This window comes from Bacillus sp. SSR7 (assembly GCF_055902415.1).
Genome location: NZ_JBVVXV010000007.1, coordinates 194,332 through 219,478, shown reverse-complemented (window position 1 = coordinate 219,478; position 25,147 = coordinate 194,332). Strand labels below are relative to the sequence as shown.

The 25,147-nt window shown below is 35.3% G+C and carries 24 protein-coding genes and 1 pseudogene; 9 read left to right on the top strand and 16 right to left on the bottom strand.

Features of this window, described 5'->3' with window-relative positions; translation table 11 throughout:
- Positions 1-766 (bottom strand): SH3 domain-containing protein (locus AC0NJG_RS15565; protein WP_474063207.1); only part of this gene is annotated, 766 nt, incomplete at its 3' end.
- A gap of 196 nt (positions 767-962) precedes the next feature.
- Positions 963-1,454, bottom strand: a complete 492-nt coding sequence (locus tag AC0NJG_RS15560; RefSeq protein WP_140168755.1) for a nitroreductase — start codon at positions 1,452-1,454, stop codon at positions 963-965.
- A 225-nt stretch (positions 1,455-1,679) separates the two neighbouring features.
- Here AC0NJG_RS15560 and AC0NJG_RS15555 point away from each other — a divergent pair.
- Together AC0NJG_RS15555 and AC0NJG_RS15550 are read left to right on the top strand one after the other, a co-directional pair.
- Positions 1,680-2,015 (top strand): annotated as a pseudogene (locus AC0NJG_RS15555) (VOC family protein).
- A gap of 275 nt (positions 2,016-2,290) precedes the next feature.
- Entirely contained in the window at positions 2,291-3,628 is a 1,338-nt protein-coding gene (locus AC0NJG_RS15550) for an FAD-binding oxidoreductase (protein ID WP_474063206.1), read from the top strand.
- A 97-nt stretch (positions 3,629-3,725) separates the two neighbouring features.
- Here the strand turns inward: AC0NJG_RS15550 and AC0NJG_RS15545 are convergent, their stop codons facing one another.
- The 3 genes from AC0NJG_RS15545 to AC0NJG_RS15535 all read right to left on the bottom strand — a co-directional run bounded on the left by AC0NJG_RS15545 (position 3,726) and on the right by AC0NJG_RS15535 (position 7,050).
- Entirely contained in the window at positions 3,726-5,273 is a 1,548-nt protein-coding gene (locus AC0NJG_RS15545) for an MFS transporter (RefSeq protein ID WP_087997191.1), read from the bottom strand.
- 11 nt (positions 5,274-5,284) lie between these two features.
- Positions 5,285-5,869, bottom strand: a complete 585-nt coding sequence (locus tag AC0NJG_RS15540) for a TetR/AcrR family transcriptional regulator (protein WP_062822664.1) — start codon at positions 5,867-5,869, stop codon at positions 5,285-5,287.
- A gap of 134 nt (positions 5,870-6,003) precedes the next feature.
- Complete coding sequence (locus AC0NJG_RS15535) at positions 6,004-7,050, bottom strand: DUF2332 domain-containing protein (protein ID WP_062822663.1); 1,047 nt, start codon at positions 7,048-7,050, stop codon at positions 6,004-6,006.
- A gap of 380 nt (positions 7,051-7,430) precedes the next feature.
- Between AC0NJG_RS15535 and AC0NJG_RS15530 the strand changes: the two genes are divergently transcribed.
- The gene (locus tag AC0NJG_RS15530; RefSeq protein WP_071725802.1) at positions 7,431-8,933 is read left to right on the top strand and encodes a malate:quinone oxidoreductase; all 1,503 of its coding nucleotides are present in this window, start codon (positions 7,431-7,433) and stop codon (positions 8,931-8,933) included.
- Between the two features lie 44 nt (positions 8,934-8,977).
- Here the strand turns inward: AC0NJG_RS15530 and lsrB are convergent, their stop codons facing one another.
- The 4 genes from lsrB to AC0NJG_RS15510 are packed head-to-tail and all read right to left on the bottom strand — an operon-like array spanning position 8,978 to position 13,435.
- Positions 8,978-10,021, bottom strand: coding sequence for an autoinducer 2 ABC transporter substrate-binding protein LsrB (lsrB, locus tag AC0NJG_RS15525; protein ID WP_062822661.1), 1,044 nt, complete (start codon positions 10,019-10,021; stop codon positions 8,978-8,980).
- Complete coding sequence (locus tag AC0NJG_RS15520; RefSeq protein ID WP_143881241.1) at positions 10,018-11,007, bottom strand: ABC transporter permease; 990 nt, start codon at positions 11,005-11,007, stop codon at positions 10,018-10,020. The genes lsrB and AC0NJG_RS15520 overlap by 4 nt, the downstream gene beginning before the upstream one ends.
- On the bottom strand, positions 11,004-11,957 hold the full coding sequence (locus tag AC0NJG_RS15515; RefSeq protein ID WP_088328212.1) for an ABC transporter permease subunit: 954 nt from the start codon (positions 11,955-11,957) through the stop codon (positions 11,004-11,006). Before AC0NJG_RS15515 ends, AC0NJG_RS15520 begins: the two co-directional genes overlap by 4 nt.
- The gene (locus AC0NJG_RS15510; protein ID WP_140168753.1) at positions 11,954-13,435 is read right to left on the bottom strand and encodes a sugar ABC transporter ATP-binding protein; all 1,482 of its coding nucleotides are present in this window, start codon (positions 13,433-13,435) and stop codon (positions 11,954-11,956) included. Before AC0NJG_RS15510 ends, AC0NJG_RS15515 begins: the two co-directional genes overlap by 4 nt.
- Before the next feature lie 197 nt (positions 13,436-13,632).
- Here AC0NJG_RS15510 and AC0NJG_RS15505 point away from each other — a divergent pair, with 197 nt between their 5' ends.
- Genes AC0NJG_RS15505 through lsrF form a run of 4 tightly spaced genes read left to right on the top strand, consistent with a single transcriptional unit; the run spans position 13,633 to position 17,304 of the window.
- On the top strand, positions 13,633-14,580 hold the full coding sequence (locus AC0NJG_RS15505; protein WP_088328211.1) for a sugar-binding transcriptional regulator: 948 nt from the start codon (positions 13,633-13,635) through the stop codon (positions 14,578-14,580).
- Complete coding sequence (gene lsrK / locus AC0NJG_RS15500; RefSeq protein ID WP_140421331.1) at positions 14,565-16,127, top strand: autoinducer-2 kinase; 1,563 nt, start codon at positions 14,565-14,567, stop codon at positions 16,125-16,127. The genes AC0NJG_RS15505 and lsrK overlap by 16 nt, the downstream gene beginning before the upstream one ends.
- A 25-nt stretch (positions 16,128-16,152) precedes the next feature.
- Positions 16,153-16,515 (top strand): cupin domain-containing protein, encoded by a 363-nt coding sequence (locus tag AC0NJG_RS15495; protein ID WP_048555031.1) that lies wholly within the window; start codon positions 16,153-16,155, stop codon positions 16,513-16,515.
- A gap of 6 nt (positions 16,516-16,521) precedes the next feature.
- Complete coding sequence (lsrF, locus tag AC0NJG_RS15490; RefSeq protein WP_000219772.1) at positions 16,522-17,304, top strand: 3-hydroxy-5-phosphonooxypentane-2,4-dione thiolase; 783 nt, start codon at positions 16,522-16,524, stop codon at positions 17,302-17,304.
- Positions 17,305-17,425: 121 nt separating this feature from the next.
- Here lsrF and AC0NJG_RS15485 read toward each other — a convergent pair whose 3' ends face one another.
- Positions 17,426-17,929 carry a GNAT family N-acetyltransferase gene (locus tag AC0NJG_RS15485; protein WP_087953318.1) on the bottom strand — a complete coding sequence of 168 codons (504 nt, stop codon included), beginning with the start codon at positions 17,927-17,929 and terminating at the stop codon, positions 17,426-17,428.
- A 277-nt stretch (positions 17,930-18,206) separates the two neighbouring features.
- Between AC0NJG_RS15485 and AC0NJG_RS15480 the strand changes: the two genes are divergently transcribed.
- Positions 18,207-18,809, top strand: a complete 603-nt coding sequence (locus tag AC0NJG_RS15480; protein ID WP_474063205.1) for a hypothetical protein — start codon at positions 18,207-18,209, stop codon at positions 18,807-18,809.
- Positions 18,810-18,962: 153 nt separating this feature from the next.
- Here the strand turns inward: AC0NJG_RS15480 and AC0NJG_RS15475 are convergent, their stop codons facing one another.
- From AC0NJG_RS15475 to AC0NJG_RS15450, 6 genes are all read right to left on the bottom strand, one after another.
- Entirely contained in the window at positions 18,963-19,358 is a 396-nt protein-coding gene (locus AC0NJG_RS15475) for a VOC family protein (RefSeq protein WP_088328209.1), read from the bottom strand.
- 202 nt (positions 19,359-19,560) lie between these two features.
- Positions 19,561-20,262, bottom strand: coding sequence for a nucleotidyltransferase domain-containing protein (locus tag AC0NJG_RS15470; RefSeq protein WP_087953315.1), 702 nt, complete (start codon positions 20,260-20,262; stop codon positions 19,561-19,563).
- A gap of 82 nt (positions 20,263-20,344) precedes the next feature.
- On the bottom strand, positions 20,345-20,932 hold the full coding sequence (locus AC0NJG_RS15465) for a hypothetical protein (RefSeq protein ID WP_103627374.1): 588 nt from the start codon (positions 20,930-20,932) through the stop codon (positions 20,345-20,347).
- A gap of 98 nt (positions 20,933-21,030) precedes the next feature.
- Positions 21,031-21,357, bottom strand: a complete 327-nt coding sequence (gene hmoA / locus AC0NJG_RS15460) for a heme-degrading monooxygenase HmoA (RefSeq protein ID WP_000469496.1) — start codon at positions 21,355-21,357, stop codon at positions 21,031-21,033.
- Positions 21,358-21,453: 96 nt separating this feature from the next.
- On the bottom strand, positions 21,454-22,674 hold the full coding sequence (locus tag AC0NJG_RS15455; RefSeq protein ID WP_087953312.1) for an MFS transporter: 1,221 nt from the start codon (positions 22,672-22,674) through the stop codon (positions 21,454-21,456).
- Between the two features lie 51 nt (positions 22,675-22,725).
- On the bottom strand, positions 22,726-23,769 hold the full coding sequence (locus AC0NJG_RS15450) for an ArsR/SmtB family transcription factor (RefSeq protein WP_474063204.1): 1,044 nt from the start codon (positions 23,767-23,769) through the stop codon (positions 22,726-22,728).
- A 164-nt stretch (positions 23,770-23,933) separates the two neighbouring features.
- Here AC0NJG_RS15450 and AC0NJG_RS15445 point away from each other — a divergent pair, with 164 nt between their 5' ends.
- On the top strand, positions 23,934-25,127 hold the full coding sequence (locus AC0NJG_RS15445; RefSeq protein ID WP_087953310.1) for a NupC/NupG family nucleoside CNT transporter: 1,194 nt from the start codon (positions 23,934-23,936) through the stop codon (positions 25,125-25,127).
- Positions 25,128-25,147: the final 20 nt, after the last annotated feature.

The window sequence follows — 25,147 nt, the reverse complement described above, 5'->3', positions numbered from 1 at the left end:
TGGCTATTTCTTGTGCTTTTGCTTCTTCCTTAGCCTTGGCTATTTCTTGGACTTTTGCCTCTTCCCTAGCTTTGGCTATTTCTTGTGCTTTTGCTTCTTCCTTAGCCTTGGCTATTTCTTGGACTTTCACTTCTTCCTTAGGCTTTGCTACTTCTTGGACTTTCACTTCTTCCTTAGGCTTTGCTACTTCTTGGACTTTCGCTTCTTCCTTAAGTTTAATTGTTTCTTTTGCTTTTGTTATCTTCTGTGTTTTAGCTTCTTCCTTAGCTTTAACCGTTTTTTGTACTTTCGCTACTTGCTTCGTTTTCTCGTCAGCCTTTTTTTCAACTGGTGCTGTACTTGATAAGAAAGCAACATTTGCATATGCTGTTTTTCCTTTATACTCAAATTGTAGCCATCCGTCTTTTACTTGGTGCGTTGATTCAATTACATCATCTTTTTTCAGTCTGCCAAGAATTTCTGATTCCGTGTTTGATTCAGAACGTACATTTAATAAATCTGCTGTTACATGGTAAATATCTTTCGTAAACTCCGAGCTTACAAATACTTCTTTACCATTCAACTCAATTTTTGACCAGCCATCTTCAGTATTTATGACTTTTAATGCTTCTCCGTTTTTTACTTTTTCGACAACTTTTGATTCCGTAGTCGGTTTTTCACGTATGTTGAGTACATCTGCTGTTACGATCGTTTCTGCGGTAGCAGTTGTAGTAAAAGCTCCCAATCCAAAAACTGTTGCTGTTGCTGCGCCAATTACTTTTTTCATATTAGCCTCCATTATATTTTTTTGAATTCTATCAAATACTTCCATAAATTTACGGAAGCATTTGCAACAGTATATTAGTACCACTTAATATACTGCTATTAAAACTCCTTACTCCAATACTATCAAATTCTTATTTCTAATTCTATATATTATAAGTTTCCTTATTTTCTATAAACGTTTTATACCATTCTTCACACTATATAGTTGTCGCAATTCCCGCCAAAAACAAACTGACGATTGCTAAAAATTGAGTAGCGACTATAGCCCCTCTTAAATGAAACTTATAATCTTTATATCCCTTCATCCCTTCCGTACTAGGAATAACAATAAATTTCGGAGTAATCCAGCAAAAAATTAGCCAATCAATTATAAGTAAATCTACTAAATTGAAAATCATTAAAATACCAAAAGTATGTAAGTAGGCATCAATATATAATAATTTTTCATGTTTATGTAGTATATATGTAGAAACGAAAGGAGTACCAAAAAGAATAGCGTTATATGCAATATTAAAATAAATCGTTTGTTTTTTTTCATGAATCGATTTCGGAAAAACTACTTTTTGAATATCTTTCGGATAATCCGTTAACGAAAGTCGGGGATTATAATATAAGGACCCTAAAATCATTACTGATAGTACAATAGACATCATGACACCAACGTACATCATTTGCTCAAATTGATTCATATGTGTTATTCACCCTTTTCTGTAATTACTATGTTGATCATTCACTTAATTACACATTGTATGTGCATAAACAACCAAAAATTAATAGTCGTGTTTAACACCAAATCAAAATTCTTGAAATAAAAAAATAATTTTTATAAAGTGACAGCCTAATCAGTTAAGTTAGGGCTGGTGAAAACTATGAAAATTGAACATATTGCAATATGGGTAAATAGTTTAAAATAAATGCGTACTTTCTATACAAAGTAGTTTAATGGTAAAGCCAACTCTTTATATCATAATGAAGCGAAACAATTTGAATCTTATTTTATTACATTCGAATCTGGAACAAGACTTGAACTTATGTGTAAAAAAGGGATTGAAAACGAGCCGAACCTTATTATTATTGGCTATGCTCATATGGCTTTCTCTGTCGGTAATGAAGAACGTGTAAATGAATTAACTACAAGATTAAAAGATGATGGTTATTCTTTATTAAATGGACCGCGTTTCACTGGAGATGGCTATTACGAAAATGTAATAAGTGATCCTGAAGGTAATCAAATTGAAATTACGATTTAACGCCTCTTTTTCTTTTCTGAAAAACAAATGAAAATTGGTTTGGAGGAATATTATGCAACAGCTATATTTTACTAAATTTGAAGAAACAGATTACCTGCGGAGATTTTGAGTACATACATATAATTACAAAAAGGCAGTGCTACATATGAAGCACTGCCTTTTCTTTATTGGCATAATCCTCTTCCCTTATTCATTTACTTATAAAGTATTGTCAGTTCTTTTTTATTTTCTGTATTTCCACATTATATATTTCACGTCAAGGAGAGATATCTGAAATGAATAATCAACAAATTGAACTTACTGGTCGTATCGTTACACCTAATAGTCCTGATTATAATTCCGCTCGTGAGGAATTCAACACCTTCTTCAACAAATTCCCGTTAATCATTGTTTTTGCTCAAAATACGCAGGATGTAGTAAACGCTGTACGCTGGTCAAGGCTACATAATGTCCCTATGCGCATGCGCTCTGGACGTCATAATTATGAGGCATTATCCGTTAGCAACGCTGGCCTTGTAATTGATGTAAGTGAAATGAAGCAATTAGAAATTGATCATGATAGTGGAACTGTAACAATCGGAACTGGATGGAGGAACCTTTCTTTAACTGAAACACTTGCAGCTGAAGGATTAGTTGTGCCAAGCGGAGTTTGTCCTACTCCAGGTATTGCAGGTGTTACTTTAGGGGGTGGACATAGCATACTCTCTCGTCCGTTTGGATTAACCCTTGATCATTTACTTGAATTAGAAATGGTAGACGCAAACGGCTGTGTAATACGTGTGAACAAAAAGTGTAACTCTGATCTCTTTTGGGCTTCACGAGGTGCTGGTGGTGGAAACTTTGGAATATGTACTTCATTCAAATTTCGAACGCATAAAATTAATACAGTAGGCTTCGCAGAAATAAGCTGGGGGATATCAGATTTAAAACCCGTATTAAACTCTTGGCAAGAATACACACTACCTTGCGCTGATAAACGACTTACAACTACACTATTCATGTCTGCAGGATTAGAACCATCTCTATTAATGCAAGGAGTTTTTCTCGGTTCTGTTCAAGAATTGCAGACGCTATTACAGCCATTATTAAAAGCCGGTTCACCTTTCCAAGTAACTATCGAGGAAATTCCTTGGGCAGAAGCAGCAGCGAAAATAGCTGAGAAGCAACCAGCAACTCCTTTACCATTTAAAAGTGTTGGTCCGTATGTATATGAACTATTACCAGAAGAAGGACTATCCATTATCGATCACTTTATTAATAATACACCTCCCTTTTCCACCACCTCCGTATTTTTCCATGGATTAGGCGGTGCTGTTGCTGAGGTGCCAAATGAGGCAACTGCTTACTTTTACCGAAAAGCACTATCAAACATGTCAATATTCACTACTTGGGAGCAACCAGAAGGTGCTGGTGGAAGTATTCGATGGGTTGAAGACTTCCGCTTAGCAATGCTTCCATTTACACAAGGTGTCTATGTTAATACTCCTGACCTATCCATTAAAAATTGGCCAGATGCATACTTTAGTTGCAACTTTGACCGATTAATGGAAGTAAAAGCAAAATATGATCCAAAAAATGTTTTTAACTTCCCTCAAAGTATTCCGCCTTTTTAATTATTTAAATACTATTTTCAAACTGCTAAATAAACATGCATATTATATTGTTTATTTAGCAGTTCAGTATAAATATTATTTTATTTACATAACAATATTATGAAGCATAAGATATAACTCTTTTACTTCTCTTTTTATTTATAATGACTCTTCCTATATTAAAAGTAAAAGGGATAAAAAATATAATACTCCCCATTAAAAATACTAAATTATAACTACGAATAATTCCTTGCTTATATTTTTCCTTTAGTTGCTTGTAAATCTTCCCCTCCTCATCTGTTTTTAATACTATCTGTTGTTTTTTATTTATGGCTTGCAATACCTGTTCCCTTTCTAAATTTGACAAATCACTTTTTTTAATTACAGTTACTGCTTCTCTATTTACCTGCTCTTTTTCAACTAACAACTGATGATTCAGAAACATCACCAGTATAGCTACCCCAACAATACTTCCAACTGTTCTTGAAATATTACATATACTTGCAGCAACACCTGACTTTTCAATAGGCACACTTAAAACTGCCGTTGTTGTATACGGTGCTAATGTGCAGCCAGTTCCAATCCCAACAATCATTAATCGCCAAAGGTAATCCCATGTAGTAAAGTTGGAATCTATTTGACTAAATAAATATGATGCTATGATAAATGTTAGTAGACCTATACTGCCTATTAATGAACTTCCCCGCTTTGCTGCAATTGGTGTTACTATTGTTGTAACAATCATTGAAACAATCGCTAGCGTGCTAATTATTAAACCTGACTGCAATTCAGACATACCTCCTACTTGAACGAAATAAAAAGCAAGTATAAACAAAAAATTCATTAATCCCATTCCAACAAAGAATAAAGAAAAATTCGAGACTGAAAACTCTTTATTTGTGAATAACTGTAATGGCAGCATTGGATTTTCAGTTTTCTTTTCAATAATAAAAAATAATATAAAGCCTATGAGTGAGAGTATAAAAAGAAGTATTAAGCTTATCGTGCTTAAATGATTTGTATTTACTTGTATGAGTGCATATACGAGTAAGCATAGTGCAGATGCAGAAGTCATCATACCTGCCCAATCTATTTTTGAGCTTGCAGCATGATCATACGATTCCTTAATACAAAGAATCACGAAGATGAAAGATAAAATACCAACTGGTATATTAATAAAAAACACCCAACTCCAATTTAATTTGTCAGTTAAAACACCTCCAAGTGAAGGGCCAATTGCCGCTGCTAATCCCCCAAAAGCTCCCATGATGCCTCCTATCATACCTTGTTTCTCTTTCGGTACTAAATTAAGGCCTAATGGCATAGCAACTGGTACGATAACTGCGGCGGAAATTCCTTGTATTATTCTAAAAGCTACTAATGTATGAAAAGAAGTGGCTATACCACACATAAACGAACTAACAGAAAACCCCAATAAACCAATAATATACAGCTTCTTGCGACCAAACTGGTCAGCCAGACGTGCTGCAATTAATAAACACGATACAAAGGCGACATTATAACTATTAGCAATCCATGAAATTGTATCAATTGACGTATGAAATGTCTTTGTCATTTCTGGTAATGCGATATTCACAATATTTGAATCTAAAATTGCCATAAAAAAGCCTGCAATTAAAGCTATTAATGCAAATGTATTCTGCAATTCTCTCACCCCTATTCGTTTTCTTTATTTGAAATTCCATTCATAAATAAATTTACACACGTCTCTATATATTCTTCTAACTGAATTTTTTCTTCCGTTATACTAACGTTCATAATGTATAAAAACAGTTGTCCATAAAACATGTTCGCTATCAAACGATAATTACAAGGAGAAATGTGTCCCGCCTCCCCAAGTTGCTTTAAATATTTTTCTAAGTGATTCACTAGATGTGAATTTAACTCATGTAGTAATGTTTTCATTTCACTATTTTGTCTTGATTCTATTAACGCAGCCCAAATATAGTTCAGCTTTGGCAAATTGGTTTGAATATATGTTTCTGCCACTTTCGTAAGGTCCTTTTGTAAATCACCAGTAAATTGCTCTTCTATTTCCTCTAACAAGGCCACTGGTGTCGTCCGTAAAATAATACTCTCCCTAAAAAGATTTTCCTTATTTTTAAAATTACGAAATATCGTTAACTCGCTTACTCCCGCTTTTTCTGCCACTTCACGAATTGTTGTCGCTGTATAGCCCTTTTCTCCGAATAATAGCGTAGCAGCTTCCATAACTTTTTCTCGTGCTGTTAATTTCCCCATTTTTATTCCTCCATTCAATATGTAAGTAAGTAATTACTAACATATTATCACAAAAGAAAAATGAAAGTAACTAGTTACTTTCATTTTCTGGAATTTCATTATCTAATTTCTTGAAAATAAAAATTTCTCAAATATTAACAAAGCGTCTCATTCCCAAGTTTCCAGCTAAACCATCTCCCATGCCCTTCTGTTTCTCCAACCGTTTCACGATATTCGTTTCCGTTAATATAATAATCAATATGAAGGTCACGATCCCACATGTTGTTATACAGGTGGAATACATCACGTTTTGCGCCAATTTCTTGGATTTGTTTTTCTAACTTACGTTTTACTTGTTCAGGTATTTGATTGGCGACGTGTGTATGGAAAATACAGATAACAGCATCGCTACTTATTCGTTCAATAATAGATGGTAATAGGTCCACGCCGTCTCCTTCTACTAATTGAACAGATTCATTTTTTACTAAAGATGCAGCTTTGTCAAAGAGTTCAAGCCTTTCCTTATGTTCTGGCCAAACAAGTGCACGTAGCCATAAATAATCTTCGTTACTATGTAAATCATTTACATGTAAATCTAATCCGATTCTTTCTACGACAGGTGGACTTTCTTTTAAAAGTTGAGGCACATTCTCCCCTCTTATTTCAGAAGTTACATGTACATTCGAATTTATATTTCCGTATGTTTCATCTGTACCGTACGAATAGCTATATTGGTCCCAAAATAGTTGTAATCCAGAACTTGTCCCAATTTCTATTAACGCTAACGGTTTATTCACTTTGTTAAATATGTAACTGAAACTTGGATATAAGTACGCACATCGTCTTACTTCATTCGTTTGAACAAGTTTCGTTTGTAATAAAGTAATGATTTCCTCTCTGTACATTTTACAGAAATCTTTAAAATGACCAAAAGCTTGATCTAAATCTGTATTAGCATGTTCAACTAAGCTACTATAATACGTTTTTAAATGATGTTCTTTCCCTGCTAATAATAAATAATGTACTGCACCTAATAATAAGTTTGGGACTGGTTGACCTGCTTGAGCGTAGGAAGATAGTGTAAGTACTTCCTCATCTTCAGCAATTTGTATTGCTAAGTATTCATATAAGTCACTTGACCCTTTACATTCCTTTATTGAAAAATTTCGAAATAAGTTTGCGATTTGTTCTTGTGTACGCATGAGTATCCCTCCATTTAAATTTCAGAATAATCATACAATAAACAGAGCAAAAAATCCCATAAAAAGATATACTTTCTACCCGCTTTTGGATACGTAAGCTTTTTCGAGATAATTTCAAACTGTAATTTTTTTCTATTTATCACCTTAAAAGAGCTTGTTAAATAAGATTTTTGGCGAATAAAACGTTAAATAGTTTAAAATTATCAGATAACACTAGATATTTTAGTCTATTAATTATTATAATAGAGTATGAGATGGTTATACAATTGAGACAAAAAAGGTAAATACCTAGGTGGGGCCTAGGCGGTGTTTTCTTTTTACGGCTTAGACACAGTAAACACCTACTCTTTTTTGCCAATATAGGGGATGGAGAGATTATCATGAGCAACATGCAGCAAAAAACAGACGTTATCTTAATTGGTGCAGGAATTATGAGTGCAACGTTAGGCTCATTGCTAAAAGAATTAGCACCAGAATGGGAAATTAAAGTTTTTGAAAAACTCGCTAGTGCCGGGGAAGAAAGCTCTAATGAATGGAATAATGCAGGTACAGGGCATTCTGCACTATGCGAACTGAACTATACTTCCGAAAAATCTGACGGATCTATAGATATTGGTAAGGCTGTAAAAGTGAATGAACAATTCCAGCTTTCAAGACAATTTTGGGCATATCTTGTAAAAAGCAAATTAATTCGTAATCCACAAGATTTTATTATGCCTCTACCTCATATGAGTTTAGTACAAGGTGAAAAAAATGTTGAGTTTCTAAAAAACCGTTTTGAAGCGCTTTCAAAAAATCCACTGTTTCAAGGAATGGAGTTTTCCGATTCTCCTGAAACATTAAAAAAATGGCTTCCACTCATTATGGAAGGTCGTACATCTAATGAGCCTATGGCGGCAACGAAAATTGACTCTGGAACAGATGTTAACTTCGGTGCATTAACACGAATGTTGTTTGATTACTTAAAAACGAAAAATGTCGAGCTAAACTACAAACATAGTGTTGAAAACATTAAACGCACGAAAAATGGTTTGTGGGAAGTGAAAGTACACGATATGAATAGTGGTAAAATTGAGCATCACACTGCTAAATTCGTCTTTATTGGCGGCGGTGGCGGTAGCCTACCTCTACTTCAAAAAACTGGTATCCCTGAATCAAAACATATCGGTGGCTTCCCGGTAAGTGGACTATTTATGGTATGTAAAAACCAAAAAGTTGTAGAGCAGCATCATGCGAAAGTGTACGGTAAAGCTAAAGTTGGCGCTCCGCCAATGTCTGTACCTCATCTAGATACGAGATATATAGACAACAAAAAAGCATTACTGTTTGGGCCATTCGCAGGCTTCTCACCTAAATTCTTAAAAACTGGTTCAAACCTTGACTTAATTGGTTCTGTAAAACCAAATAACGTCTTAACGATGTTAGCTGCTGGTGTAAAAGAAATGGGACTAACAAAATACTTAATTCAGCAAGTTATGTTATCACACGAAAAACGTATGGAAGAATTACGCGAATTCATTCCGAACGCTAAAAGTGAAGATTGGGATATTGTAGTTGCTGGTCAGCGTGTACAAGTAATTAAAGATACTGATGCTGGCGGTAAAGGAACACTTCAATTTGGTACAGAAGTTGTTAGTGCGGCTGATGGATCAATTGCGGCGTTACTAGGTGCATCACCGGGTGCTTCTACTGCCGTTCATGTTATGCTTGAAGTATTAGAAAAATGTTTCCCAAGCCGCATGGTAGAATGGGAAGGAAAAATAAAAGAAATGATTCCTTCTTACGGCATTTCATTAACAGAGAATCCAAGATTATTCCAAGACCTTCACACTTCTACAGGTCGTACCCTTGGATTAAATGAAAAAGAAACGGTTCATAATTAATGAAGAAATAAAAACGTCCGATACATTCGGACGTTTTTTCGTTACTAGAAATTATATTTATCAATATTATCCTTCGTAAATACGACTCGCTCTGGCAGTACGATAATTCCATTCCCTTCTGCCTCATAATCATATCCTTGAATGGAGTTTGGCTCTACTTTCACTTTTCCAATGCCTTTTACTTCAAAGCTATCCCCTACTTTTAACTTCTTCCCTTTTACAACAATTTCATTTGCTACATACGTTGCAAGTGCACCTTGTTGTTTGACATCCCATAATCCGAATTGTTGTACTGTTCCTCGTTTTACATAATCACGCATAACGTTCGGTGTAGAAAATCCAGTTACCACTACTTTTTTATCCATTTTCAAGTTTTCAGCTGCTTGCGCCATTGCCGGAAGTGCCGTTGCATCTGGACAAATGATAGCGTTAATATCCGGATACGTTTTTAATATGTTCTCCCCTACTGACAAAGACTTTTGCGCATTATTTTCACCGTACTGCGTCGTTACAATTTCCCATTTCGGATATTTCTTTTTAATAATTTCTTTCGCTTTCGTTACCCATTGGTTTTGATCTGTTACTGTTGGGCTAGAATAAAAAAATGCTACTTTCCCTTTATCTCCAATTTGCTTGGAAGTCATTTCAATTAATAAGTTAGCAAGTTGGTCTGGTGTTCCTTGGCTTATATAAAAGGAACGATCTTTCGGATTCACATCAGAATCCCATGTTAATACCGTCATGCCTTTTTTCTTAGCACGTTGCAGTGACTGCGATAAACCATCAACTGAGGTAGAAGAAACCATAAGTGCATCGTAGTTTTGGTTAATGAAATTGTTTATATATTTTACTTGCCCAGAAACACTCGCTTCAGACGGTCCATCATATTTCACTTGTACGCCTAGTTTATCCCCCATCTCTTTTGCTCCTTCACCACCTGATGTAAAGAAGCCAACCCCAGTTAATTTTGGGATAAATACAAATTTCACATCATTAGCTTTTTTCTTATCTGCGGTTTGACTAGAACAAGCGATTAAGCCGATTAAACAAATGCATACGATTAATACAACCCCTAGTTTTCTCTTCATGACATTTCCCCCTTATGCAAATTCTTTCTTTTCCCCAATGTGAATTGATGTAATTTGAAATGTCTCATAATAACTGAAAGAATAAGGATAATACCAATTACTACGTTGGATTGTTCATTTGTTAAACCCGTCATTTGCAAACCATACTGCATGAGCCCAATAAAAATACTCGCCAGTACAGTACCGATAATGCTTCCTTTTCCCCCTGTAATAAGTGTCCCGCCTAATACGACTGCTGTAATGATTGGTAAAATCGTTTCACTTCCCATATCAGCACGTGCGGAACCGAAATAGGCAGTTAAGAAAGCGCCTCCTAATCCACCTCCTAACCCGGAGAGTATGTAGGCGATGATGACTACTTTTTTCGTTTTAATCCCGGTGTATTTTGCTGCATTTTCGTTCGCACCTGTTAATTTTACGTGGCGCCCGTATATCGTTCGGTGAAATAATACAGTACATACAACTGTTAATACAATCAGTAGCCATAATAAATTCGGTATTCCTATAAAACTACCGCTTGCCAGTTGTACAAATGCGTCTGGTAAACCACTTATCCCTTCATACCCAGAAGCACCTGCCCCTCCTGAAATGACGAGTGCAATTCCTCCGTATAAAAACATCGTTCCGAGTGTAACGATGAGTGGTTCTACATCTGTCATTTTTATAATAATTCCGTTTAAAGCGCCAACTAAGCAACTAATTATTAGGGCGATTATGACAGCAAACAACATAGGTATTCCGTGCATCCAAAGTACACCGATCAAAATCGAAGTGAGCCCCATTATTGAGCCGACCGATACATCAATTCCTCCTGTTACAATAACAAAGGTCATTGGTATCGCCGCAATTGCAATAAATAGGAAATCATTTGTACTAAAAAGGAGATTACTAATATTTAAGAAATCACTATTTATCAAACTAAAGAGAATGAATTCTATAAGAAGTAATACAATTAGAACACCTTCCCATCTGTATATATACTTCATAGATTCATCCTCCTTTCTGCCTTCCACTTTTTCATAACACTATCCAATATGATGATAAGTAATAATAAAAAACCTGAAATAGCATTATTCCAAAATGCTGGTATTTTTAAAAAGACAAGTGAACTGCTTATTGTTTCTAAAAATAATGCTCCTAATGCAGCTCCAAATAAAGATCCTGTTCCTCCTTTTAAATGAATTCCTCCTAGTACAGCGGCTGCGATTACTTGTAATTCTAATCCTGTACCAGTTTGATTTGGAACGAACCCGATATTCATAACAAATATGCAACCAGCGAACGCAGCACTTATGCCTGAAATCATAAACGCATATATTTTCACTTTATTAACAGGTATACCAATAAGTCTCGCGCCATCTTCATTATCACCTACCGCATAAAAGTATCTTCCAAATGGCACTTTCCTTAAAAAGAAGTATAGTAGTAGTAAAATAATAAGAACAACCCATACAATTATCGGCAAACTAAGTATAACGATAGATGACAACTGCTTAAAATCATTTGGAATATCTTCTATCCACTTACCGCCTGTAAAAATTAACATCGTACCTCTAACAATTCCTAGCATTCCTAAAGTCATAATAATGGCTGGTACACGAAACTTCGCAACGCCAATCCCGTTTACGAAACCGATAATAGCGCCAAGTGTAATAGCAGCAAGAATTGACAAGAATGCATTATATTCATTCGTTAACAACATCCCACAAACTGCTGCACTTAACCCCATGCTTGAACCAACTGATACATCTATATTTTTTGTAAATAAGACGAACGATTGGCCGATTGCTAGCACGACTAAAATAACGCTTGATTTCACCATTAAAGATAACGAGTTAAATTCAATAAAACTAGGGTTTATCATTCCTACAATAGCTATATACATTAGTAGTAACAGTATGATAGACGTTTCGTGCATTTTTAGCATGCGTTTCATTCCGCTACACCTCCGTATGCAAGGCGTGTAACTTCATTCACACTCAATTGTTCTTTTTCCATATGAGAAACAAATCGTCCATTTCTCATTACATATACACGATTTACTAATTGAACAATTTCTTCAACATCTGAGGAGATTAATAAAATTGCGAGTCCTTCCCTTTTCATTTTTTCTATCGTCTCATACACTTCAAGCCTTGCTTTCGCATCAATTCCGCGAGTCGGCTCATCAAGAATAATAATTTTAGGATCACATGCGAGATACTTCGCAAGCACGACCTTCTGCTGATTACCTCCTGATAAAGATGCCAGTTCTTTATTCATATTTTGTACAACAATTCGGAACTGTTCTATAAACGAATTAACTAAAGCGCTTTCTTTTTCTTGATTTATAAAAAAGCGATTATTTTGCTGTAAACTTGCTGCTGCAATATTTTCTTTAACAGAAGCAATTGAGAAAATTCCATTCCTCGCCCTATCCTCTGGCACATAAACTAGTCCTTCGTCTAGTCTTTTATGCAAAGAGCATGTATCAATTGATTTTCCATCTAATAAAATAGATCCTGATTTTATAATTTTCAATCCAAAAATCGCTTCTGCTAATTCCGTTCTGCCCGATCCAATAATTCCAGCAACACCTACAATCTCACCAGCATGTACAGTGAATGATATATTTTCGAATGCGTGACCATTTATATCAATCACTTCTAATATTTTTTTCATCCTTGTAGTCTCTTGAACTACTTCTATTTTCTCTTTCTGTTTATACCCTTTTGGCAATAGTCCCTCCATCAGCATGTCATATGTATAGTCACATACATCTCCTTGACTTACAATCATTCCATCTCGTAATATTGCTACTTTGTTAGCAATTTCAAAGATTTCTGGAAAGCGATGTGTAATATAAATCATCCCAATTCCTTTTTCTTGTAAACTTTTCATCAACCCAAAAAGACTCTTAATTTCGTGAGTTGTTAATGTCGATGTTGGCTCATCTAGAATAAGAATCTCAGCTTCTCGTATTAATCCTCTAACAATTTCTACCAACTGTTGTTGCGCAATCGATAATGATCCTCCTAGTTTATTAAGGTCAATATCCCATCCTAAGCTGCTAATCAATTGCTGAATCTGTACTCTTAATTTCTTTTTCTTTTCTTTTAACCCGATACATATATTTTCTTCAATAGTCATATGCGGAAAAATGAGCGGTTCTTGCGGTATTAAATAAATACCTTTTCGGTGTGCTTCTGACGAATTTGAAAACTGTTGCTTCGTTCCTTTTACATACATTTCTCCATCATCATACGAATATAACCCCGTTAATATTTTCATTAATGTTGATTTTCCGGCACCATTTCCCCCAACTAAAGCGTATATATCTCCACGCTCTACTTGTAAGTTCACTTCTTTTAATACAAGTTGATTTAAAAACGCCTTACTCATTTTCTTTACTTGTAATAAAGGTACGTTCTCCACATAATGTCACCTGCCTTTATCCAGAACATTTTTTGAGAAAATGATTATTTGTTCTACTTGTTTTGTAGCATTGTATATTCCTTTTTTTATATCTAGAACACTTTTTTCTACGTACTATTAATCGTTTCAACTGGAATAAACAAAATATATGGCACATATGTTTAAGCTGTGGTCAATTGTTGAAAGGGATGAAGAGTATGACTCAGCTGAACTTTGAAGAGAATTTATTAACGAAAGTAGCTTGGTACTATTATAAAGACCAATTAACACAACAGGAGATCGCTTCACTTCTTCATATTTCAAGAAATAAAGTCGTCCGGTTATTAGATAAGGCGCGGAGTGAAGGTATCGTTACATTTCACGTAAAAGGGACTGGTTTGCACTGTTTAAGTATTGAGCGTGACTTAATGAAAAAATTCCACTTAAAAGATGCTTTTATTATCCCTACCCCAGTAAACAATTATCACGCTTCTCTCGGAAAAGCTGCTGCACAATATTTAGAAACTCAGCTTCAGCAAGGAGGTTTACTCGGTATTGGCTGGGGAGAAACCATTAGCAAAATGCTAGAAAACATTCATTTCGAAAGTGCTATTAATCTCTCAATCGTAACGTTAACAGGCGGAGTAAATCACTATCTCCCGAGAAAACAAAACTATTTACATTACATGCAAGGCGATCTTCACATTATCCCTACCCCGTTTCTAGCGTCTACAACCGAAATGGCACAAAGTATTCTATCAGAACCGAGTGTAAAAGATATGCTTCATGTCGCTTCACTTGCGCATACGGCTGTTGTCGGTATTGGAGGATTATCTCAAGACGCTACGATTGTAAAAGAAGAAAAATTAACACTACGTGAGATGACATATATTCGTAGTCAAAACGGCGTAGGCGATATTTTAGGACAGTTTTATAATACAAATGGCGATTTATTAGAGCTCTCGCATCACAATCGTCTAATTGGCACGCCTCTCTCTATTTTGCGCAATATGAATCATGTCGTCGGTGTTGCTGGAGGTACAGAAAAGATAGATGCAATTTATGGTGCCTTAAAAGGAAAGTTTATTCATACATTAATTACCGATGAGGAGACTGCCCTCTCCTTATTACGAAAGGATGGTGATTGTTCATGTCCCATTTATTAGCTTTCGATGCTGGTACAGGAAGCATTCGAGCAGTTCTTTTTGATTTACATGGTAATCAAACTGCAGTAAGTCAAAAAGAATGGATTCACAAATCTGACCCTCGTTATCCAGGCTCTATGAACTTTGATGTAATAGAAAATTGGAAGCTAGTACAAGAATGCACGAAAGAGGTTCTTCAAAAAAGCAATACCCCTGCCTCTTCTATTCTTGCTATTAGCGCTACAAGTATGCGGGAAGGATTTGTTTTATATGATCAAGATGGGCAAGAAATATGGGCATGTGCAAATGTTGATGGCCGTGCATCCGCTGAAGTTAGTGAGCTAAAAGAAATCCGCTCACATCTTGAAGAAGATTTATACAGAAAATCTGGGCAAACTTTTTCATTAGGTGCTTTACCACGTCTACTTTGGATTAAAAAACATGAACCAAACATCTACAACAATATTCAATCCTTTTCGATGTTAAATGATTGGATTTTGTATAAATTAAGCGGCGTACTGCAAATTGATCCCTCAAACGGATGCACGTCAGGTATTTTTGACTTGCAAAATAGAGTGTGGGATAACGATGTCGCTAAGGAGTGCGGTCTATCTTTGCCATTTTCACCAACAGTAAATGAAGCTGGTACAGTAATTGGCAACGTTACAAAAGAGTGTGCAGCATTAACTGGATTACGTGAAGGAATTCCTATTGTAGCCGGGGGCGGAGATGCTCAAATGGCATCGCTCGGAACTGGAGTTGTGAAACCAAATCAAACCTTAATATGCGGGGGTAGCTTTTGGCAACAAGAAGTGAATGTTACTGAGCCAATAACAGATCCACATGCTGCGATTCGAGTAAATTGTCACGTCGTTCCGAACCTATGGCAATATGAAACGATTGCCTTTTTCCCAGGCCTCGTTATGCGCTGGTTTCGAGACGCTTTTTGCCAAGAGGAAAAGAAACTTGCTGACAAACTCGGTGTAGATGCTTATGAATTACTAGAAGAACAAGCCAAAGACGTACCTGTCGGTTCACATGGCATTATCCCTACTTTTTCAAACGTTATGAACTACATTTCTTGGCGTCATGCCGCACCTTCTTTTTTAAATTTAAGTTTAGATGCTGACAAATGCGGAAAAAAAGAACTGTTCCGTGCTATTGAAGAAAATGCAGCCTTCGTAACACTAGGCAACTTAAAATTAATAGAAAATCTCACAGGGACATTCCCTTCTGAAGTTATTTTTGCTGGCGGTGCCGCTAAAGGAAAACTATGGCCACAAATTTTATCAGATGTCCTTGGTATTCCTGTAAAAGTACCTATTGTGAAAGAAGCAGCTGCTTTAGGAACTGCGATTGCTGCTGGAGTTGGTGCTGGCATATATTCATCTATGGAAGAAACTGCCGAAGAGTTTGTACAGTGGGAGCAAACATTCGAACCAATTACTGAAAATCACGAACTATATAAAGAGTTCTATGAAACATGGAAAACTGTATATGACAGTCAGCTCGCTTTAGCTGATAAAGGGCTCACCTCACATATGTGGATTGCGCCTGGTGCACTGTAACACATTACATAAAGGAGTGAACTGTATGTTAAAAGCGAATGAAAATGACTTCTCCTATCGCTTCGGTGATAACGGGCCGAAATATTTAATACAAGGTCCAAATATTGACCTTGGCCTTGTTGTCATTCAACCGGGCCAGGAGTTTCAAAACCATTATCATACTACGTGCGAAGAAGTCTTCTATGCATTAGAAGGTGAAATAGATTTCTATGTGAATAACGAAAGAGTTCCAATTAAACAAGGTGATGTCCTGCAAGTTCGTCCTCATGAATCTCACTATCTTATCAACCATTCTGACAAACCTTTTAAAGCTATTTTTATTAAGTCACCACATTTACCAAATAAAGATACTGTACAAACGGAAAATCCAACATTAACGAAGGAGTGATTTTAAATGACTTGGGGATTTAAAAATCGATTAAATACTATTTTACCTGATGGCAGAGCGGTAATGTTAGCGATAGATCACGGCTACTTTTTAGGACCAATTCATGGGCTTGAACAGCCACTTGAAACAGTTAAAAACTTACTTCCTTATACGGATTCTCTCTTTTTAACGCGTGGTGTACTTAGCTCCTGCATTCCTGAAAACTGCAGCACTCCGATGGTTATGCGTGTATCTGGCGGGGCTACTGTCGTCGGTAAAGACTTAGCAAATGAAACTATTGTTACCCCTGTAAAAGAAGCAGTAAAACAAAACGCGATTGGCGTAGGTGTGTCTGTTTTCGTCGGTTCAGACTATGAAACACAAACAGTTTCGAATCTCGCAAATGTAGTTTCAGAAGCTCACGATTACGGCCTGCCAGTACTCGGCATTACCGCAGTTGCAAAAGAACTACAAAAACGTGAAGCTCGCTTTCTAGCACTTGCTTCCCGTGTATGCGTCGAAATGGGTGCTGACATTATTAAAACGTATTACTGCGAAGGATTCGAAAAAATAACGAGCACATGCCCTGCCCCAGTCGTCATCGCGGGCGGCCCAAAACTTGATTCAATTGAAGACGCATTAAACATTACGTACAATGCACTGCAAGAAGGTGCAATCGGCGTAGACATGGGCCGTAACATATGGCAATCTGAACATCCAGCTGCAATGATTCAAGCAATACATGGTATTGTGAAGAATGGATTGAATGTGAAAGAGGCGCTGGAATTATATGATGATGTAAAAAACTAACGTAATAGATAGTCTATTACACTTAATAAATACAAAATCAATATTTACTATAAGGAAAAGCCCATATGTAACATATGGGCTTTCTTTTATATTTTTAATTGTTCTGACTCTAATTAGATTTCTACAGATCGCGTACGTTCCAAACAATCTCACCGCGTTCGCCAAACGTACTGTGATGTCGCTTAAATCCTATCTTCTCTAATACCCGGAAAGACGCAGTATTCCAAGCGCCTACAGTAGACCAAAGTCTATGGCGACCCGTAGCAATCGCAGCCTCAAGTACTGCTGATGCTGCCTCTGTCGCATAACCCATGCGATGAGCACTTCGGAACAACTCATATGCAATCTCTGGCTCTTCAAGCGTGGAACGACCTATGATTAAGCCACAGTATCCGATGAAATCGCCTTCTTCTCGCCTACGTATAGTAAGAAGAGAAATACCATTTTCAGTTGCTTTCTTACGCATTTCGATAAGAGAGCTACGAACAGATTCAATGGTTGGCATGTCCACACCACGTTCACCAATTAATTTTCTCAGCCAGACTGCATCAGATTCCTCCCACATATTCAGGTCGAGTCGTTCCGTTTTCAACTGGAACGCCATATTTTTAAATATAGATGTCATAGCGGTAACCTCCTATTTATATCACTGTACTACTTATAATAGTTTCGTACTGTACCATATGGGAAACATGCTGGATTCTCTAGATTTTCTTGCATCAACATACATTATTGTTTTTTATGCATAAGCAATTCCTCTGCAAAATAGACCTTGTTATGAAACTTCATTTTAAATCTATAATACTTGATTTACGAATGGTTTTAGTTTTTCAATTAATTTTTACACTTAAAAATGTATGGTTATTTCTTTTTTGTTAAAATAAAGAAAAGGAGGAATTATTATGCGAAGAATGTCTTTTGAACGCCCTACTGATTATTACGATAAAAGATTATATACTATCGATGAAAAAATTTGTGCACTATTAAAAGAACGAAAAGAACTTTCAGGTGGTAACCCAGGTTTTCCTCATGATGAAGCGATTTATAAATGGGCAAAGCAATACGGATTTTATCCAGACTATCTAAATTCATTATTCTCTTCCATGATGGACGAAGCAGAATTTAAACCTCGCGTTGAACCAACTAATTTTAAAAAACATATACCTGTTTTTAAAGCTTATGAACATAAAGACATCATGTATACCGTAACTTTTATTCGGCAATATGCAAATGCTAGTGTTGTTTATTTATATAGCGATTGGGATTCCACGAATGAAGCTTTTAAAGAAAATAAGCCTCATAGTTTCTTCCAATTATCCATAGATGATACATATGACTGCTGGCCAAAAGGTGGTGGCGGTACTGATGGACATATGAATTATCAATTCGTTGTATCTCCTGCCCTTCCTGATAATTTGTCTGGAATAAGCTTACGATTTACAGAACTCAATATGCCATTTAGGAAAGATCAAACTGTGCTTGAATTTGAAATTCAGATAGATTAAAAAAGAAGCTTTCTCACAAGTCATATTCCTGACTAAAACCCACTTGTTTGTTTACCTTTTATACGCCTAAAAAACAAACAAAATAATCAAGCCCCTTTCCAAACTGGATAAGGGGCTATATTTGCATCTTCAAACAATTACTCTTGTTAATTGCTATTGAACTTTCTTACTATCTTTATAGTCAAGGCAGGACACTTCAATTAATAACCCATTAAACATTGAAAAATAAAAACCATAACTACTACCTCTCATCGTATACGGTTCCTTGTCTATTTCAATGCCACCAGCTACTAAACGATTATATGCTTGATCAACTTCATTTGAAGTATCTACTAAAAAACCAATATGAAACGCTTCAGGATACGTAACTTCCTTATTTCCCTTAAATGCTTTTGGATCGCTTAGCACAAGTATAAATCCACTTTCATCACTCATCACTACTAGTGCCTTTCCCTTTTGCTCCAAAAATTGAAAATCGAAAAATGTTTCAAAGAAATGTCTCGCTTCCGATAAATCATCTACACATAGATTCAAATGATTTAACTTCATTCACTCATCTCCTTTTAAGCAGAGGGTATGTAGACTCATTTTCATAACACTTAAATATGTAAGGTAACATATTCAAGCGTTCTGTCTAGGACTATGCTTTATAGTCTAATACTTTTCTCCATAGCCTAGAACATTTTTTATGACTGTAATTACATAAACCATTCGACGTGAAATATTAATGTACCTATACAAAATAGCCACATTATTTATTTTTCAGATTGTGTAAAACCCACTCAATCAAGACAATTGCTGAAGAAATGCGCTCTGTTGTATCTCCTAAAAATAGTTGATTAAGTAACTCATCTAAATGAATTGGCTTATTCGGCAACGTTTGAATATACCTTAAAACAGATCCCGCTGGCGGTACTGGCTTATTATTAATAGCCCAAATCCCTTCTAACAATGTCCAAGTTGAAGTTTGAACTATGTATGAAGCTTTTAACTCATCATTTGCTTTTAAAGCAGATTGAATTTTAATTAACGAACTATGCAACCAATGAGAAATGCCCTTCATTTTGTCGCTAGAAACACGATAGTTTTCAAATTCATATGTAGCTATTTCCTTTAACTTTTTTAGCTCACCGCTTTTATCAAACAAAATTTTCCCTTCTAGAAATGAGTATAGTTCCATCGGATTGTTTTTAAAGTTTACTTGAATTTGATTAAAATCCGCACTCTTATATTCAACTAAAATATCTTCTCTCGTTTCAAAATGAAATTTCTTCTTTTGTCCTTCTTTTAAAAGTATATAGAAATCTAAATCCGAATCAGGATATGCGTCACCTCTTGCGACAGATCCGATAAGCATGAATGCATTTACCTTTTCCGTACACAAGGTTTCCGCTACTATTGTTTGCACTAATTTTTTATGTTGTTCATGTTTAAATATTTGTGCTTCTAACATTTGTAACCTCCACACACATTATTAAGGAGTTATTCGTTACCTATATATTTTACTTCTCTTATATCTTTCATCTTCTACATACTTATTCAACAATTGTCAGTTCATATACAATTACATCTTCACTGCTTTTTGTTTTATCTTGAATCGTTACAATATCTCCAGCTTTTATTTTCGAAGCGTTCACTACTTTTACCATCTCTGGCGGAACATATCCTCCATTGTTCTCTTTATTTAGCGGAAACCACTTTACTGATTTACTAGTTGCTTCTAAAATTTTATATTTAATTGTACCATCATATTTTATTTCACCAACAAGATCTTTTACTAATGTAGGTGTATATTTACCCTCTTCTTTTTCCAAAGAAATATGATCACCTATATCTAGGATACCGTTTCTTTTAGGCGCCTTCCATTTTGTTGAGTTTAAATCATTTAAACTTACTTTCACACTGTCTTCTTTATTTGAGCTAGCATCTTTTAGAAATATATCATTATGTTTCTTATCAATAATGATATACTCCTTCTGCTCTACTATTTTTGCACTGCTTTCACGTTTTTCTTCCTCATTCTTAAATACTTCTTTTTTCACATTATTAATACTACACGCTGATAATAATATCGTTGCCAAAGATGTCATTAGTAATATTCTTTTCACTTCATTTACCTCCATTTACAAATAAACATTTATCACATCCATATTTTACTATAAATCAAAAAAGAGGATATTTGTTTATTACTAAACAAATATCCTCTACCTTTACATATATATTACGACTGTTGATAAGCCGCTTTCGATGACTTCACATAATAAACTGCGTGATCCACATTAATGATATGATCTGGTTTTGGTTTACCACGGCCCGCTCTATGTCCAGCTAAGTGTTCTTCACTTGTTTCCCAGTTTTTCCATGCTTCTTCAGATTCCCAGCGAATCATAACGACTACTTCTTCGTCTCCGCGTCTTACTTTTTTCACAAGAACACTCAAGTCGATAAAGCCTTCAAATTTTTCAATAATACCTTCTCCAGTGAAACGTTCTACAACTATATTTGATGTACCTTCTTTTACTGTAAATGTTTTCGTTTCAATAAACATATAATCCACTCCCTCTTTTTATTACGAATACTAGTATTCTTCTATTATAATTGATTATGATAATTATTTTCAATTAAAAAGTTATAATTATTTGAATTATGCTGTTTTCTCTTCAACTGTCTCATCTAAAAATTTGAAATACGGAAGTAATATTCCTATTAAAGAAGTAACACATATAATCGTACCGATAATAAAGTATAGTGCTCTTATTCCCAACATTTCACTTAGTATGCCTCCTAATAAAACACCTAACGGCATAGCGGATCGTATGAAAAATAATCGTACTGAAAATACTTGTCCTATCATCTTATTCGGGACTGACTGTTGGCATATCGTCGTGTTATGAACATTGAAAAATGAAATACAAATGCCTGCTATTACTTCAATTATTATCGCTATAACGATACTATGATTAAACCCTAAAGAAATGTATGTGAGTCCTCCTATAAACAATCCTCCAAGCATAAGTATACGTCGGCTTTTATATGTTACTTTACCAACTAATATAGACCCAACTACATAGCCAAGTGGGAATCCGGCCATAAAATAACCAAATTCCGCATATCCCGCTGATAGCTCATCTTTTATATAAGGAAGGTTTGTTACCATTGTTACTCCTACTCCAAATTGAACGAAAGTTAGAAATATACCGAGCCAAACGATGATTGGTTTTGTGAAAAAATATGTAAAACCGTGAAGAAATTGTTCTAGCCACGTTTTCCGAATAGGTTGCGACATTCTATTTTCTTTTATATAAAATAAGAAAGTGCCACTAACAAATAAACATATACATACGAAAGATAATGTAAGTTCTGTTCCAATGAAATGAATGACTACTCCGCCTAATACTGGTGCAAGAAACATCATAAGGCGAGTCATTCCATCAATGTACGCATTTGCATCTTGAAGTTGTTCTTTCCCTACAATGCTCGGTGTAATCGCTTGACTTGCAGGTGTATAAAGTGGTGTAATAAGTCCCACTACAATTTGAACAACATAAATGTGCCAAACTTCTATACTACCCGAAACTAGCATCACTAAAGGTAATAAAAATACAGACGCTCGTATCCATTGTGAAAATATCATAATCCACTTCCGGCTCCATTTATCAATAAATGGGCCACTTATTAATTGCAATATGAGTGATGGGATGAAATATAATAACCACATACTACTTAAAGCCATTTCTGATCCTGTTAACTCATATACTAGAATTGAATTACATAACGTTCCGAAAGCCCCTCCTAATTCAGAGATTGCACTACCAATCCACATAAAAAAGAACGAACGATTTTTCAATATATTTTTCAATTTCATACACCAACTTTTCTTTTATATTCCTCCCTTTATGTACATTCTCGGTGTTAATTATCTATTCAAAAACATATCTAATTCTTTCGCTAAAGACTGTACTGCTTTCTTTCTTAATACATATTTTCCGTCATGTATATCCACTAACTTCGCTGCACGTAACAATTTCAAATGGTGGTGTACAGTCGATTTACCAAGTTGCAGTCTTTCTGTAATTTCCTGCAATGTTCGTTCTTTTTCGAACAACATTTTTACAATACGTAACCTCGCTTCATCTCCAAGAGCTTTATGCTTTTGAACTAAAAAATAATTCGGTTCATATGGATCTTCAGGATGGATACTTTCGTTTGCAACTGGGTAATGAAATACTTTCGTATCTTCAATATCGGCCTCAATATTCCACGGTCTGTACGTCATTTGCGGAATAAGAAGTACGTGATGAACACTTGGTTCTGGCATATAGTTCACGCCACCAGTGGCCCACTCGACGAACTCTTCTGGTTTCATCTTTTTATTCATTTCAACCTTTGTTTCATAGTCTCGTTTTAATATAGAAAGTATTTCTTCTTCCTCTTTCTGAATAACACTCTCATACCAACCTGTCATTACAGCGATTAAATGAGGTTTCAGCACTTGTACATCAACATTACATATAAAACGAATATATGTAGAGAAAAACCGATGATCTTGTGTCAGCTCCTCTAGTTCATATATTGCAGTTACATCTCCACTTGCTGCTAAATGTCTTTTCTCTTCATACTTCTCCCCTAAAAACGGTAAACATATATATTTCAAATCTACTTCTGAAAGCGAATCGATTTTACCATGAAACTGTGCTAAGTCCTGAAAATCCTCTTCATACAACAACTGAAGTAACGCTTTCCACGTATTATGTTTTTCTACAAACTGTAAGTGCTCTCTAATTTCTTCTGTTAATGATTGCTTCATTTCTTCCCATTCATTTTGACTCTTTTCAAAAGTATCAATTAACCGCTTATGAGTAATTGCTGCAATGCCAAGCGCACACTCGAAAAGTATCGAATATTTCACTTGAACGTTATAAGTTTCCCTCTTTCTACTCGTTATGTGATAGACCTCCATTTTTATCCCCTCCTTGTTTGCTATATATTAAATTCTATTTTCATCGAATTTATCCTTCTATATTTTTAGAATTAATAAATTTTAATTTAAAATACATTCATTCTAAATTAAAAAGAATAGGAGCTTTTTTATATACAAATAATAATCTTCAAGGAGTTGTTGTTATGCATTTCATATTGAATATGTTAGGGATTTTCGTTGTCATATTAATCGTTTTCTTATGTTCGCCTAATAAAAAACATATAAAATGGAGACCAATTGTAATTCTCATCATATTGGAGCTTTTTATTACGTGGTTTATGTTAGGCACAAAGCTAGGCAGTATTATCATTAATCAAATAGCGTCCTTTTTCAGTTGGCTACTGGCATGTGCGAATGAAGGAATTCGATTTGCATTTCCTTCATCTATGGACAGTCCACACATTGATTTCTTCTTTAGTGCATTACTTCCTATCATCTTTGTTATTACTTTTTTCGATATTCTATCTTATTTCGGAATCTTAACTTGGATTATTGATAAAGTAGGTGCAGTTATTTCAAAGATTTCTCGTTTACCAAAGTTAGAAAGCTTCTTTTCGATTCAAATGATGTTTTTAGGAAACACCGAAGCGCTTGCTGTTGTTCGTGATCAATTATCTGTTTTAAAAGAAAATCGTCTGCTGACTTTTGGAATTATGAGTATGAGTAGCGTCAGCGGATCTATTCTCGGTGCTTATTTATCAATGGTTCCAGCAACATATATTTTCAGCGCAATCCCATTAAACTGTATTAACGCCTTAATTTTAGCCAATGTATTAAATCCTGTGGAAGTTTCGAAAGAAGAAGATGTTGTTTACACACCTTCAAAACATGAAAAGAAAGATTTCTTTTCTACTATTTCAAACAGTATGTTAGTCGGTATGAATATGGTTATCGTTATTTTAGCTATGGTAATTGGTTATGTAGCATTAACTGCATGTTTAAACGGGATTTTAAGCTTTTTCGTAACAGGTTTAACAATTCAAAAAATCTTCTCTATTATCTTTAGTCCTTTCGCCTTTTTACTCGGTTTATCGGGCAGCGACGCTATGTATGTAGCTGAATTAATGGGGATTAAAATAACGACGAATGAATTTGTTGCGATGATGGATTTAAAATCAAACTTAAAGTCTTTACAACCACATACGGTTGCGGTTGCAACGACATTTCTAGCTTCTTTTGCTAACTTTAGTACAGTGGGTATGATTTATGGAACTTACAACTCATTATTTGGCGGCGAAAAATCATCAGTCATCGGGAAAAATGTTTGGAAGCTTCTTGTGAGCGGAATGGCTGTTTCCTTATTAAGCGCTATGCTTGTTGGGCTTTTTGTATGGTAAATACTTTTTAAAATAAAAGA

Coding starts and splice junctions, on each gene's coding strand:
- AC0NJG_RS15560 (WP_140168755.1), bottom strand. CDS start 1,454: ATGAATCAATTTGAGCAAATGATGTACGTTGGTGTCATGATGTCTATT.
- AC0NJG_RS15550 (WP_474063206.1), top strand. CDS start 2,291: ATGAATAATCAACAAATTGAACTTACTGGTCGTATCGTTACACCTAAT.
- AC0NJG_RS15540 (WP_062822664.1), bottom strand. CDS start 5,869: ATGGGGAAATTAACAGCACGAGAAAAAGTTATGGAAGCTGCTACGCTA.
- AC0NJG_RS15535 (WP_062822663.1), bottom strand. CDS start 7,050: ATGCGTACACAAGAACAAATCGCAAACTTATTTCGAAATTTTTCAATA.
- AC0NJG_RS15530 (WP_071725802.1), top strand. CDS start 7,431: ATGAGCAACATGCAGCAAAAAACAGACGTTATCTTAATTGGTGCAGGA.
- lsrB (WP_062822661.1), bottom strand. CDS start 10,021: ATGAAGAGAAAACTAGGGGTTGTATTAATCGTATGCATTTGTTTAATC.
- AC0NJG_RS15520 (WP_143881241.1), bottom strand. CDS start 11,007: ATGAAGTATATATACAGATGGGAAGGTGTTCTAATTGTATTACTTCTT.
- AC0NJG_RS15515 (WP_088328212.1), bottom strand. CDS start 11,957: ATGAAACGCATGCTAAAAATGCACGAAACGTCTATCATACTGTTACTA.
- AC0NJG_RS15505 (WP_088328211.1), top strand. CDS start 13,633: ATGACTCAGCTGAACTTTGAAGAGAATTTATTAACGAAAGTAGCTTGG.
- lsrK (WP_140421331.1), top strand. CDS start 14,565: ATGTCCCATTTATTAGCTTTCGATGCTGGTACAGGAAGCATTCGAGCA.
- AC0NJG_RS15495 (WP_048555031.1), top strand. CDS start 16,153: ATGTTAAAAGCGAATGAAAATGACTTCTCCTATCGCTTCGGTGATAAC.
- lsrF (WP_000219772.1), top strand. CDS start 16,522: ATGACTTGGGGATTTAAAAATCGATTAAATACTATTTTACCTGATGGC.
- AC0NJG_RS15485 (WP_087953318.1), bottom strand. CDS start 17,929: ATGACATCTATATTTAAAAATATGGCGTTCCAGTTGAAAACGGAACGA.
- AC0NJG_RS15480 (WP_474063205.1), top strand. CDS start 18,207: ATGCGAAGAATGTCTTTTGAACGCCCTACTGATTATTACGATAAAAGA.
- AC0NJG_RS15475 (WP_088328209.1), bottom strand. CDS start 19,358: ATGAAGTTAAATCATTTGAATCTATGTGTAGATGATTTATCGGAAGCG.
- AC0NJG_RS15470 (WP_087953315.1), bottom strand. CDS start 20,262: ATGTTAGAAGCACAAATATTTAAACATGAACAACATAAAAAATTAGTG.
- AC0NJG_RS15465 (WP_103627374.1), bottom strand. CDS start 20,932: ATGGAGGTAAATGAAGTGAAAAGAATATTACTAATGACATCTTTGGCA.
- hmoA (WP_000469496.1), bottom strand. CDS start 21,357: ATGTTTATTGAAACGAAAACATTTACAGTAAAAGAAGGTACATCAAAT.
- AC0NJG_RS15455 (WP_087953312.1), bottom strand. CDS start 22,674: ATGAAATTGAAAAATATATTGAAAAATCGTTCGTTCTTTTTTATGTGG.
- AC0NJG_RS15450 (WP_474063204.1), bottom strand. CDS start 23,769: ATGGAGGTCTATCACATAACGAGTAGAAAGAGGGAAACTTATAACGTT.
- AC0NJG_RS15445 (WP_087953310.1), top strand. CDS start 23,934: ATGCATTTCATATTGAATATGTTAGGGATTTTCGTTGTCATATTAATC.